Raw genomic sequence first — 13184 nt, 5'->3', positions numbered from 1 at the left:
ATTTTAGTATTTGGGGGAATAGCGATGAAATGTGTTATTCTTGCTGGAGGACTTGGAACAAGGCTATCAGAGGAAACTACAATAAGGCCTAAGCCTATGGTTGAGATAGGAGGGCATCCGGTTCTTTGGCATATTATGAAAATCTATTCTTCTTATGGTATTAATGAGTTTATTATTTGCCTTGGCTATAAAGGATATGTCATCAAAGAGTATTTTGCAAATTATTATTTGCACCAATCTGATATTACGTTTGATTTAAAAAACAACGAGATGCATATTCATAACAATACCAGTGAACCGTGGAAAGTAACGCTTATTGATACAGGTCAAGATACAATGACTGGAGGAAGATTAAAGCGAATTCGGGACTATGTCGGTCGAGAAACATTTTGCTTTACCTACGGTGATGGGTTATGTAATGTAAATATTCAGGAGTTGATTCAATTTCATCTTGAACAGCGAGGGAAGGCTACGTTAACAGCGGTTAATCCTCCTGCAAGATATGGTATGCTAGAATTTAGTACGAATAAAAATAGAATCAGGAAATTTAAAGAGAAGCCTGAAGGGGAAGACAGCTGGATTAATGGCGGCTATTTTGTGCTCGAACCTGAAATATTCGACTACATTTCCGGCGATGATATAGCCTGGGAGACCGAGCCTTTAGAGGAATTGGCCAAAGAGAAGAAACTATTTGCATTTAAACATGATGGTTTTTGGCTTCCCATGGATACTTTAAGGGACAAGATAAGACTCGAAGACTTATGGAACAGTGGGCAGGCTCCGTGGGTGACTTGGCAATGAATAATCAATTCTGGATTGGCAAAAAAGTATTGATCACCGGACATACCGGGTTTAAGGGCGGATGGCTATCTTTGCTTCTGCAAAACAAGGGCGCAGAAATCTTAGGATATGCTCTTGAGCCTCCAACCCAGCCGAATCTTTTTACGCAAGTTGACCTGGAACATCATATGGCTTCTGTCTCTGGGGACATTCGCGATATAGAACATTTGAAAAAAGTAATCGCGGATTTTAAGCCCGAAATCATTTTTCATCTAGCAGCCCAGTCACTTGTGAGGGAATCATATCGAAACCCCAGGGAAACATTTGAAATTAATATAATGGGAACGGTCAATCTTCTGGATGCTGTCAGGGAGTGCGACAGCGTACGGGCAATCGTCAATGTTACGAGCGACAAGTGCTACGAAAATAAGGAATGGGTTTGGAGCTACAGAGAAAACGATCCAATCGGAGGACGTGACCCTTATAGCTGCAGCAAAGGGTGCAGTGAACTGATTACAAGTTCTTTTCGCCAGTCCTTTTTGAACGAATTGGGTATTTCTGTTGCTTCTGTCCGGGCAGGTAATGTTATTGGTGGTGGAGACTGGAGTCAGGAAAGATTAGTTCCTGATATCATGAAAGCGATCATTGATAACGCAAAACCGGTCATTAGAAATCCATTGGCGATAAGACCCTGGCAGTATGTGCTCGAGCCTTTGTCGGGATATATCTTGTTGGCAGAGAAACTCTTTATGAACGGCATAAAGTATGGGGAACCATGGAACTTTGGCCCTCCCGACAGTCATGTGGTAACAGTAGAGGAATTGACGAATTTAGCGCTGCAAGAATGGGGAACCAGTCTGTACTATGAATATGATCAAAGCAAAGCACCTTATGAAACACAGGTGTTGAAGTTGGATAGTTCGAAAGCCAGGATGCTTCTCGGCTGGGAAACGAAGCTTGATATTTTGGACACTATAAAATGGACGGTCGACTGGTACCACGCTTATGCGTTTGGAGATAATTTAAGACAAATAAGTCTGGAATATATTCGGAAATATGAAAAAATAAGGGGAGAGTAGGATTGAGCAAAATGACATGCCGGTTTTGTGGGGAACCGTTGGTTCATACATTCGCCGATCTGGGGGAATCTCCGCTTTCTAATGCTTTTATTAAACCTGAAAATCTTAATAAGAAAGAATATTTTTATCCGCTGCACGCATATGTTTGCGATGCGTGTTATCTTGTTCAATTGCAGGAATTTGAGTCTCCTCAAGCAATTTTCGAGGATTACGCATATTTCAGTTCATTTTCAGAGAGCTGGCTGCGGCATGCTCAGACATACACTGAACAGATGATCCACGGATTCGGAGTCAATCAACAAATGCAAGTGGTAGAAATTGCATGTAATGATGGATATCTTTTACAGTATTTTGTCAAACACGGAATACCTGTATTGGGAATAGAGCCAGCCAAAAATGTGGCTTTGGAAGCTGAAAAAAGAGGAATTCCGATTATAACAGAGTTTTTCGGTGAAAATTTAGCCGCATACCTGGTTGAAAAGGGGGTTAAAGCGGATCTTCTGATTGGCAATAACGTTTTGGCACATGTTCCTGATTTGAACGATTTTGTCAAGGGCTTAAAGATACTCTTAAATTCGAACGGTATGATTACGCTCGAATTCCCGCATCTCTTACAACTTATTAATGGGAATCAATTTGATACCATTTATCATGAGCATTTTTCTTATTTTTCGCTGTTAACTATACAAAAAGTCTTTGAACATGTTGAGTTAGAAGTATTCCATGTCGAGGAAATTCCTACACATGGCGGTTCTTTACGGGTATATGTCAAACATAGCGAAGACACATTCAGAATGAAAATGAATAGCGTCACCGAATTACTGCAGAAAGAAATGGATGCCGGTTTAAATGCTATTCAAACTTATATTCGTTTTGCTAAGGATGTAAGAAAAATCAAACAAGAAATTATGCAATTTTTTAAAGGGATCAAAGAACAAGGGTGTACAATTGTTGGGTATGGGGCACCCGCCAAAGGAAATACATTATTAAATTATTGCGAAATAGGAATAGATACGATTGAATATACGGTTGATCTTAATCCCTATAAGCAAGGCCTCTATTTGCCTGGAACACATATTCCGGTTTATTCTCCGGAAAGAATTGCGGAGAAGAAACCTGACTATATTGTTATCTTGCCCTGGAATTTAAAGAGCGAAATCATGGAACAGTTGGCTTATGCAAAAAACTGGGGGGCAAAATTTGTCATTCTTATCCCCGGGATTGAGGTGTTCTGAATGATTTTCAAGGAAACCAAACTTCCAGGTGCCTTTTTAATTGAAATTGATCCTTTGCACGATGAAAGAGGTTTTTTTGCCAGAACATGGTGTTCGCTGGAATTTTCAGAACGAGGATTAAATCCAAACCTGGTGCAGTGTAGCATTTCTTACAACTATAAAAAGGGCACTTTGCGAGGTATGCACTTCCAGAACCCTCCATATGAAGAAGCAAAATTAGTAAAGTGTACAAGAGGCCGGATCTTTGATGTAATTGTTGATTTAAGAAGTGCTTCCGCTACTTACGAACAATGGTTTGGGATCGAATTATCCGCGGAAGACAGAAATATGCTTTATGTTCCTGAAGGCTTTGCACATGGGTTTCAAACCTTGGAGGACTGTACAGAGGTTTTTTATCAGATATCGCAATTTTATCATTCGGATCATGCAAGAGGATTTAAGTATGATGATGCATTCTTTGGCATACAATGGCCGCTTCCGGTAACATCTATTTCTGAAAAGGATTCGTGTTATCCTGATTATGGGAATTAAGAAAAATCAATATTAAAAAATTGCTGTGACCAGGGTTTAACGCTTCGTTTAGTATGGATTGTGCCTTGATTGTCTCGGTAAACAATATGGCGGTCAGGAATGTCTTGTTCATAAACAACGGTACTAATCCCAAGGGAGACATAATTTCCAATATGCGAATCTCCGATAATCGAAGTATTTGGCAAAAGGGAAGCACCTTTGCCAATCTGCGGATATTTACTACGGTGAGCACCAACTGTACAACCTTGAGTGACAACAAGAAAATCTGAGTATGCTGCTTTTCCGAGCACCGTCCCCATTAGGTGCAGAAATAAAAAAATATCAGGAAGATTTGTATCATACATACAATTGAAACTGTGCAGGGACTTGTTCAAATAGAAAAATTTTGCCGCGAGCTTTTCATCCTCGGTTTCTTTCCAGACTGAATTGGACAAAAACCAAAGAAATACGGCATATTGATCCGAATGAAGATGATTCAAATAGGTTTCGCCCTGACTGCAGTATGAGGTTAAACGAAGATGTTTAAAACAGTGATGAGTACGATCAACAGCCAGATCAAAGGCTAACGAGAATTTATCGGTATCAATTCTTGCGTTGTCAGGAAAAAAATGATCCACTTGCCTTAAAACATAGTGATTGAATTCCTTTGGGGATAATGAAAGATTCATTTGAGTATATCGCCTGCCTTCAAATTGGATTGATATGCTGGTAGTCCAAGATAAGATTTTTTATGAAATCCAGAGGATCTGAAGGTGTGAAATGAAATTCTTTGGTGATGCGGTCAATGTCAATTAAGGGGAAAGTAACCGGTACTGCATGATCATCGACATGTATTTTGCAGCAGGTAAGCTTCTGAAGAAGATCAGCAATCGTTTGGTGGAAAATATTTTGGCCGGATGCCACATTATACACTTTTTGTTTGCCAGAGCTTGATATTTTTAGGAGGATCCTGGTAACGTCATCGATCGTAACATAATCTTTTGCTGAAGCAAGCGAAGTCCTGAATGTTACTTCGCCGGTGGTCACAGCATCTTTTATGATGGAATAAAGAAAATTATCTGAAGAAAAATCATTGCCGCAGACATTAGAAAGTCGCGCGATTCTAACCTTTGGATTATCGGTAGCGTGACAAATGGATTCCCCCATCAATTTGGAAATATTGAAAATATCTTCCTTGTTTTTAGGATTAACAGTCAAGTCGGTATCTTCATCAGCTTTTGTCGTATTTATATATATTCTAGTGGAAGAAAGGTATAAGAAAGAATGATAAGAGGATTTCTCCAATAGATCGGACAGTAAGGTGACATGCGCCCGGACGGTATCAAAGGATCTGCTGCGGAAATCAGAAGATAATCCGGCACAGTAGATTACATTGCCTAGGGGAGCATGGAAAATCGAATCATCATTCCGGTCAGGAGTAAAATAAGACTGTCCTAGTTTTTTTAGCTCATTGACCAAATGTTTTCCAATAAAGCCATTGGCGCCGATAATGGTCGTTTCCATACTCTTCCCTCCTTGTGTTACTCGCGGTATTCTTTTAAGCGTAAAGGATGGCCATAATAGACACCGTAATCTTCGAGTTTTCCACTAACAATTGAGTGGGCGCCGATAACTGTGCCGGTTCCGATATGAGCTCCGTCAAGAATCACACAATTTGCCCCGATCCAGACATCGTCACCGACGAAGATTCCTCCTCTGCTGGGCATAAATCCCTGGTCCACTATTTTTTGATTTCTGGCATGGTACTCGTGGTTGACAGGAGCAAAGGTGCAATTGGCAGCAATTAGAACATCACGGCCAATTTTAACGCCGTTTCCACTATAGATTACAACGCCGGAGTTAATAAAACTGTTTTCACCAATTTCAATATCCCCCATACCGCCGGCAGGCTTTATTTTAACGAAGGAATCGATAACAACACCAGGAGCAATTGAAATTTTTGAGCCTCTGATGGAATCTTCGATATCTGCCAGAGGTGATATTTTCGCTTGCGGAGAAATCATCAACACTTATTTCTGAGCCTCCTTTATGAAAAGTGACATCGATAGTCAATTCAATTGACTATATTATATCAGAATGAGGTATCATTGAAAAAATTATTAATTTAAATAAATGATAGATTTAACAAAAAACAGAGAAAAAAAGAGTAATTTTAAGAAAAAAAGATCTTAACCGCTATATATTCAAAAAATGGTCCTAAAGAATATTTTCAAATGTACGAAAATATAGGTAAGAACAGGTTTTCCATTGCCGGCGGAAACCTGGAACAATGAATACCGCAAGGATGCGAAATATCAAATTTCATGGAGGGAAAAACAATGATAGTTAACACCAATTTGTCGAGCCTCAGTGCTCAGAGAAGCTTGAACACAACCAACAAGGCAATGCAGAGTTCTCTGGAAAAGCTGTCCAGCGGCTACCGGATCAACAAAGCAGCTGACGATGCTGCAGGCCTGGCAATCAGTGAAAAGATGACCAGCCAGATCAACGGCTTAAACCAGGCCGCTGACAACGCTGAAAGCGCTATTACACTGATTCAAACTGCAGAAGGTGCTTTAACTGAAACCCACAGCATTCTGCAAAGAATGAGAACCCTTGCTGTTCAGGCAGCCACCGATACCAATACGGCTGCTGACCGTGCCGAAATCACGCTGGAAATCACCCAACTAAACAGTGAAATTGATGGAATTGCCAACAGAACCCAGTTTAACGGACAGAACCTGCTGAATACGGCGAGCAATGCCTTCACGTTCCAGATCGGTGCCAACTGTGGCCAAACGCTGAGCGTCACCTTGAATCAGATGAATAACGTATCCTTAGGCGTTAGTACAATTTCTGTATCTTCACAGACCTTTGCTGCGGCTGCGATTGCAACGATTGATACGGCTATTACTGCAGTTTCCGACGAACGTGCCAAACTTGGTGCGAATCAGAACAGACTCGAGCACACTATTGCTAACCTGAATGTTGCTTCCGAGAACCTGACATCTGCCAGATCGACGATTAAAGATGTTGACATGGCTGCTGAAATGTCCGACTTCACCAAGAATCAGATTATCAGCCAGGCTGGTGTTGCGATGCTGGCTCAGGCCAATCAGGTTCCGCAGAATGTTCTAAAGCTTCTATCCTAATTCTTAACAAATAAAAGGAAGATATTGTTAAGACATCGGCAGAAAATAAAAACAATAAATAATCGCAAGGATGCGAAATATCAAATTTCATGGAGGGAAAAACTATGATAGTCAATACCAATTTATCGAGCCTGAGCGCTCAGAGAAGCCTTAACACAACCAACAAAGCCATGCAGAGTTCCTTGGAGAAACTGTCCAGCGGTTACCGCATCAACAAAGCAGCCGACGATGCTGCAGGTCTGGCCATCAGTGAAAAGATGACCAGCCAGATCAACGGCTTGAACCAGGCTTCTGACAACGCTGAAAGCGCCATTACACTGATTCAAACCGCAGAAGGTGCCTTAACTGAAACCCACAGCATTCTCCAAAGAATGAGAACCCTTGCTGTTCAGGCGGCTACGGATACCAATACAACTGCTGACCGTAATGAAATCGCGCTGGAAATTACCCAACTTCAAACTGAAATTACGGATATTTCGGGTAGAACTCAGTTCAACGGACAGACTCTGCTGAACGGTACCAATGCTACCTACACATTCCAGATTGGCGCCAATAATGGACAGACGCTCACAGTTACACTCGGGACAATGACTGCAGCGGCGTTGACTGTTAACTCCGGTGCCATTACGCTGACCACGCAGGTCGGTGCTGCAGCGGCAATCACAACGATTGATAATGCGATTAAAGCAGTTTCCGACGAGCGAGCCAAACTTGGTGCGAACCAGAACAGACTTGAGCACACCATTGCCAACCTGAATGTTGCTTCTGAGAACCTGTCATCTGCCAGATCGACCATTAAAGATGTCGACATGGCTGCTGAAATGTCTGACTTCACCAAGAATCAGATTATCAGCCAGGCTGGTGTTGCGATGCTGGCTCAGGCTAATCAGGTTCCACAGAACGTTCTCAAATTGTTATCCTAAAGATTCGTTTTCTAAATAGCCGGCATAAATAAAGAGCTGGCCGGGTCATCTCGGTCAGCTCTCTTTCCAAAATAAAACGCATTGTAACTAAGCATATAATATCATTTGCGATTTAACATAAGCACAGCTATATTGTTCGTTTTTGCATACTAGAAAAATCCATTATGAGGAGGAATTAAAGATGGTTAGCGCTGTCCAGCCAACTAACCTGAATCCGGTAATGCCGCAGGATACTTTTTCCGGCCAGAAACTTGAGCAGGGGAAAAACGAGGCGCCCCGTCTGGTTGTCGATCAGAAAGACAATGCTGCTTCGGCCAGAGAAGAGCTTCCGCGTGAGGAAGTTGAACAGACTGCGGAAAAAATGAACCGGCTGATGGGACTTTTCAATAAGAAACTGCAGTTTGAAGTTGCTGAAAAATCCGACAGGATTGTAGTTAAAATCATCGATCAGGAAAGCGGTGAAATCCTGAGCGAAATCCCGCCGGCCAAAGTTGTCGAAATGCTTGAATCCGTTCAGGATTCGGTAGGTCTGATCGTGGATGAAAGGGCCTAGGAAAGGGGATACCGATCATGACTTCGAGTTTATCACTTTCTGGAATATCCGGATATGATTTCAGCGGAATTACCGAAGCATTAATCAGTAATTACAGCAAGCCGCTGACAACGATGCAAAACAGCCTGAGCAGTCTTCAGGAAGAAAAATATGCTTGGCAGGATATCAATACACGGTTGTCGGCGCTGGAAAATACCCTGGCCGATTTGAAAAAGTCTTCAACTTGGACAGGGACTTCTGCAGTATCGAGCAATGAAACCATCCTGACAGCTTCCAGTGGCTCTTCGACGCTGAAGGGCGTTTATGCGGTTGAAGTGATCCAGCTGGCCAAAGCACAGACGGCTGCTAGTGCTGTCCAGAGTGTCGCAAGCGCCTCTACATCGCTTGCCGGACTTACGGCGGGGACATTTCAAATCAGTGTCGGGAGCACAACGGCGGATATCTCAGTAGCGGACGGCGCAAGTCTTCAGGATATTGCCACTTCCATCAATAATGCCGGGGCAGGCGTGAACGCTTCGGTCATCAAAGTCAACGGAGGCTATCAGCTCGCACTGGTATCGTCCAAAACCGGAACAGAATATGCTGCTGATTTTGCGGATACTTCGGGAACCGTGCTTGACTTTCTAGGGGTCAAACCGGCTGCTACCGGAACGCTGAATGTAGTTCAGCAGGCTCAGGATGCACAGCTGACCATTAACGGGATCACGGATATCATCAGTTCGTCGAATACTGTTACCACAGCGATCGACGGGCTTACTCTGAACCTGAATAAAGAAGCTGTCGGAACTACGGTCAATGTAACGGTTGCGGCGGATTATACAGATGCTCAGGATGCTGTTCAGGCATTTGTGGACCAGTATAATTCCCTGCAAACGTTAATAGAAACGGATTTGGCCTATAATGAAGAGACTAACACGAAGGGTGTCTTATTTGGAGATCCGACGGTTCAGAGTATTCAAACCAGGCTCAGAACTCTCCTTGCTGATTCAATGGGAAGCATGGGCGGTACCTTCACTCTCCTGTCGGACGTCGGTATTGAAACCTCCTCTGATGATTTCGGCAAAAGTGCTTTGCTGGAGTTTGATACAGATGCCTTTGCAGAAGCGCTGAAAGAGGACCCGAACGGTGTTGCCAATTTATTTGGCGCGGTAGCCGGCGGGGTGACTCCGGTCACAGAAACAACGGAAACAACGCAGGCCCAGGGTCTGGCTAACATTCTGGAAGAGTATCTGAATCCGATGGTGAAGTATGGCGGGTCTCTTGACCAGACAGAAGATGGCTATTCCAGTCAGATTAGTGACCTGAAAAGCAGAATGAAAGATTTTCAGGAAAAAATTGATGCCTATACGGAGAGGATTACGAACCAATATTCAAAGCTGGAATCACAGCTTTCAGCGTTGAGTTCGGAGAGTACCTATATGACCTCGCTGCTTAGTTCGATGAGTACTTCCAGTTCAAACTCCGATTCGGATAGCTAAAATTGTTGTGAACCAAGGTACGACCAATATATGCAGCTTAACTTATACAGGTTAATTTATGTCAGGAGGCTGGGCGATGAATACAGCATTACAACAAAATGCCTACCAAAATTCTCAGACTGCGTACAAGCAGGCGTCAGTCGAGACTTCCTCCCCCGAAAAGCTTATAATAATGCTTTATTCGAAGGCAATTTTGCTTTTGCATCAGACCGAAAAAGCCTTTGAGGAAAAAAAGCTGGAAGAGATTCATAACAATCTTCTGCGGGTTCAGGATATTATCACCGAGTTGGACAGGACTCTGGATATGGAGAATGGCGGTGAAATTGCGCAAAATCTGCGTGAGCTCTATCGGTTCTATTACATGGAAACGATCAAGGCAAATGTCAAAAAGGATCCAAGCTTTCTACGGCCGGTGCTTGATTTTCTCGAAGCATTCAGGAATGTCTGGATCGAAGCAGCCAGGATCAGCCGTTTGGGGGCAAAATAATGCCGAAAAAAACGATCAATGTCTTACTGGAAATCTATCAGCGTCTCCTTCCCCAGTGCGAGCAGCACCTGGCGGTTTTAGCGGAATACAACAAAATGTTGGATGATTACCAGACAAGCAAGCAAGACAAGAAGGTTTTGTTCCATCCGGAAACAGCGGACGCCCTTGCGCTTACCGAACAGGAAGAAATATTTGACGCACTGCTTCAGAAGTTTTCGGAAACCAGGGCTCAGACGTTTGCCAGCTTCAAATTGAATATTGATAAGACATCACAGCTGAAAGATGAGCTTTGTCAGGCCATCGGCGTTTTGCAATTCCGCAATGAGTTGCTGGAGCCCTATCTGAGCGCTACTGAATATCGCCAATTCTGCGAGAGTCATGACGCGTTGGGAATCGCCCTGGATAAGATCCGGGAGATGGATCAGCAAATCATACCCAAGATCCAAACAGAATTAGAATCTGTAAAAATAGAGCTTGCCCGTGTTAGAGGGGTAAAAAAGATGAGATTTGCCTATGGCAGTCCAGTGTCTCGTGAACCAAGGTTTATTGACAAATCGAAATAGTTTTCCAATAAAATAGTCCAAAAAGAAAATCCTGAACAAGGGATTTTTTTTTAAAGGAAACTGATGTTTGTGAGCTATTAATGTTTAGATCTTAAAATAAAACAAACTATAAATTTCGACAATGCTGCAGAAAAATTGCATATAATCTAGACTATTTGGAGGATTTTAACAAGAAACGGCGAACTTTGTAATTTGGGTTAATTATAAAATTTTTGGTTTGTTTAAACAATTATATGAAGAACTTGTCGGAACAATGATGATGACAAAGGGGGGAGAAAATTGAGCCAAGGTGAGAAGAGTATGGGAATAGACCTCGATGACTTTCTAGATTTCTATTTGCTTGATTCACAGGAGCAGGTCGAGAAGCTTGGCTCTGGTCTTTTGCAGTTGGAAAGAGACGGCGAAAATATTTCGCTGGTTAATGATCTTTTCAGAAGTGCGCATAGCTTAAAGGGCGCCTCAGGAACCATGGGATTTACCCCGATTGTTAAATTGACGCACGCCGCAGAAGACCTGCTCGATAAACTGAGACAGGGAAAGATGCTGGTTACCAACGAGATTATCGATGTGCTGCTGGCGGTAACCGATAAAGTAAAAATGATGTTGGCTCAGGTCGAGCGGCGTTTGGATATTTCGGTCGATTATGGTGATCTGACCTCTCAGATGAAGACGATCACCGAGACCGGAGCTCTGGTGCAAAAAAGCAAGCCGTTTGCCGAAAAAAATCAGATGGAAGAACAGGAAGAAAAGCCCGGGATTAACTTTGCCTTGTCACCGGAGGAAACTGAGACAGTCAGCGAAGCAGCATTTGTAAGCAAGTCTGTATATTGGCTTAATGTGGTACTTGAACCGAATACCATGATGAAGGCAGTAAGGGCGGTTATGGTTATTCAAAGGCTGGAGCTGCTCGGCAATGTCGTGAAGATTATCCCCTCGATTGATGAGCTTGAAGTTTGTGAAGCGCTGGAGTTCAATATTTTGTTTGTGACCAATGAATTGCAGAAAGACATTCGGGCTGACATCCTTGAAGTATCCGAAATTTACGACGCCCTAGTCACGAATTACACATTGCCGGAGTCAGATGCTCCGGAGATTGGCTTAACCGTTCAGTCAGAAGAGGAAAATCCTGTCAGTACAGAGAAGAGCATTGAAGAATCCGTTCAAATAAGCCGTTCTAAACAAGCGAATCAGCCAGTTCAGCAGAACACGAATGAACAGCCCCGGAAAGATGTCAATCAGGTGCATACGATCCGTGTGGACACAGCCAGAATGGATAATCTGATTAATCTTGTCGGAGAAATGGTCATTACCAGAACCAGACTGGTAAAAATCGGCCAGGACCTGCAGACGGAAAACCAGACTGATCCACTTGTTGTAAGCCTTAATGAGGCAAACGTCTACCTCGGGCGTCTGATGAATGATCTTCAGGAAAGTGTCATGAAGCTTCGTATGGTGCCGATTGGAACGGTATTCAGTCGTTATCCGCGTCTCGTTCGGGATTTATGCCGGAAGACCGGTAAAAGGATTGAACTTGTTATTCACGGTGAAGAAACAGAACTGGACAAGACCGTCATCGAAATGATCGGTGACCCGTTGACGCATATTATCCGCAACTCAGTCGACCACGGCATAGAAGCACCGGAAGAAAGACTTGCAGTCGGGAAACCTGAAGTAGGAACAATTACGCTCGATGCCTATCATGAAGGAAACCATATTGCGATTATCGTTTCGGACGACGGTTCCGGACTTAACATTGAAAAGATTTACAAAAAAGCTTCGGAAAAGGGCCTTGTCAGTGGAAGGGAGGGCCTATCCGAGAGCGATATAGCCAATCTCATTTTTCAGCCTGGATTCAGTACCGCCGATCAAGTGACGGATATTTCCGGGCGCGGGGTTGGCATGGACGTTGTAAAAAAGGCCATAACTAATTTGGGCGGCATCATTGATATCAAGACAAGTAAAGGTGTTGGAACGTCGATGATCATCCGGCTGCCGCTGACGCTGGCAATTATTCAGGCGCTGCTCGTTGAAGTAGGCAAAGAGACTTATGCAGTGCCGTTGTCTTCTGTTGTTGAGACGTTGCTTGTCAACAAGCCTGATATCAAGACCGTCGGAAGCTTACCGATGGTTCAACTCAGAGGGAATACCTTGCCGTTGATTTCGTTGAAACAGAAATTTGATTTGCCCGAAAGTGAAACCATAAATGAGGAAGTTTATGTCGTTGTGGTTGGTTTGGGAGAGAAAACTGTAGGAATTATCGTTGACGAGCTACAAGGCCAGCAGGAGGTTGTTATCAAGTCTTTAGGGGATTATCTGAACGGTTTACCGGGCATTGCAGGGGCAACGATTCTGGGAGATGGCAAAGTAACATTAATTTTGGACATTGGATCACTTCTTCAGGATATTTTGATCAAGCGCTAAGAA

The 13184-nt window shown here is 43.1% G+C and carries 14 protein-coding genes; 11 read left to right on the top strand and 3 right to left on the bottom strand.

Annotated features, from left to right (window positions below):
- Positions 1 to 24 precede the first annotated feature (24 nt).
- The 4 genes from rfbF to rfbC are packed head-to-tail and all read left to right on the top strand — an operon-like array spanning position 25 to position 3625.
- On the top strand, positions 25 to 801 hold the full coding sequence (rfbF, locus tag C1I38_RS07655) for a glucose-1-phosphate cytidylyltransferase (RefSeq protein WP_026156368.1): 777 nt from the start codon (positions 25 to 27) through the stop codon (positions 799 to 801).
- Positions 798 to 1859 (top strand): CDP-glucose 4,6-dehydratase, encoded by a 1062-nt coding sequence (gene rfbG, locus C1I38_RS07650; RefSeq protein WP_020491856.1) that lies wholly within the window; start codon positions 798 to 800, stop codon positions 1857 to 1859. Before rfbF ends, rfbG begins: the two co-directional genes overlap by 4 nt.
- Before the next feature lie 11 nt (positions 1860 to 1870).
- Entirely contained in the window at positions 1871 to 3094 is a 1224-nt protein-coding gene (locus C1I38_RS07645) for a class I SAM-dependent methyltransferase (protein WP_020491857.1), read from the top strand.
- Positions 3095 to 3625 (top strand): dTDP-4-dehydrorhamnose 3,5-epimerase, encoded by a 531-nt coding sequence (gene rfbC / locus C1I38_RS07640; protein ID WP_083916769.1) that lies wholly within the window; start codon positions 3095 to 3097, stop codon positions 3623 to 3625. It begins immediately after the preceding gene.
- Here the strand turns inward: rfbC and C1I38_RS07635 are convergent.
- The 3 genes from C1I38_RS07635 to C1I38_RS07625 are packed head-to-tail and all read right to left on the bottom strand — an operon-like array spanning position 3622 to position 5628.
- Positions 3622 to 4293, bottom strand: a complete 672-nt coding sequence (locus C1I38_RS07635; protein WP_119774508.1) for a serine acetyltransferase — start codon at positions 4291 to 4293, stop codon at positions 3622 to 3624. The two genes, rfbC and C1I38_RS07635, sit on opposite strands and share 4 nt — an antisense overlap.
- A gap of 19 nt (positions 4294 to 4312) precedes the next feature.
- Positions 4313 to 5128, bottom strand: a complete 816-nt coding sequence (locus C1I38_RS07630) for an SDR family oxidoreductase (protein ID WP_020491860.1) — start codon at positions 5126 to 5128, stop codon at positions 4313 to 4315.
- A 17-nt stretch (positions 5129 to 5145) separates the two neighbouring features.
- Positions 5146 to 5628, bottom strand: coding sequence for an acyltransferase (locus C1I38_RS07625; protein ID WP_243103617.1), 483 nt, complete (start codon positions 5626 to 5628; stop codon positions 5146 to 5148).
- Positions 5629 to 5943: 315 nt separating this feature from the next.
- On the opposite strand from C1I38_RS07625, the gene C1I38_RS07620 reads away from it, so the two are divergent.
- From C1I38_RS07620 to C1I38_RS07590, 7 genes are all read left to right on the top strand, one after another.
- A complete protein-coding gene (locus C1I38_RS07620; protein WP_026156370.1) occupies positions 5944 to 6756 on the top strand; it encodes a flagellin in 813 nt (270 codons plus the stop codon).
- A gap of 104 nt (positions 6757 to 6860) precedes the next feature.
- Positions 6861 to 7679 (top strand): flagellin, encoded by an 819-nt coding sequence (locus C1I38_RS07615; protein ID WP_026156371.1) that lies wholly within the window; start codon positions 6861 to 6863, stop codon positions 7677 to 7679.
- A 181-nt stretch (positions 7680 to 7860) separates the two neighbouring features.
- On the top strand, positions 7861 to 8232 hold the full coding sequence (locus tag C1I38_RS07610) for a flagellar protein FlaG (protein WP_020491864.1): 372 nt from the start codon (positions 7861 to 7863) through the stop codon (positions 8230 to 8232).
- A gap of 17 nt (positions 8233 to 8249) precedes the next feature.
- On the top strand, positions 8250 to 9710 hold the full coding sequence (gene fliD, locus C1I38_RS07605; RefSeq protein WP_026156372.1) for a flagellar filament capping protein FliD: 1461 nt from the start codon (positions 8250 to 8252) through the stop codon (positions 9708 to 9710).
- Between the two features lie 76 nt (positions 9711 to 9786).
- Positions 9787 to 10197 carry a flagellar export chaperone FliS gene (fliS, locus tag C1I38_RS07600; protein WP_020491866.1) on the top strand — a complete coding sequence of 137 codons (411 nt, stop codon included), beginning with the start codon at positions 9787 to 9789 and terminating at the stop codon, positions 10195 to 10197.
- Positions 10197 to 10760 carry a hypothetical protein gene (locus tag C1I38_RS07595; RefSeq protein ID WP_020491867.1) on the top strand — a complete coding sequence of 188 codons (564 nt, stop codon included), beginning with the start codon at positions 10197 to 10199 and terminating at the stop codon, positions 10758 to 10760. The genes fliS and C1I38_RS07595 overlap by 1 nt, the downstream gene beginning before the upstream one ends.
- Positions 10761 to 11060: 300 nt before the next feature.
- Entirely contained in the window at positions 11061 to 13181 is a 2121-nt protein-coding gene (locus tag C1I38_RS07590; RefSeq protein WP_020491868.1) for a chemotaxis protein CheA, read from the top strand.
- The last annotated feature ends 3 nt before the right edge of the window (positions 13182 to 13184 follow it).

Source organism: Dehalobacter sp. 12DCB1 (assembly GCF_004343605.1).
In the GTDB taxonomy this organism is placed as follows: Bacteria; Bacillota; Desulfitobacteriia; order Desulfitobacteriales; family Syntrophobotulaceae; genus Dehalobacter.
This window is presented reverse-complemented; position numbering and strand designations above follow the sequence as displayed.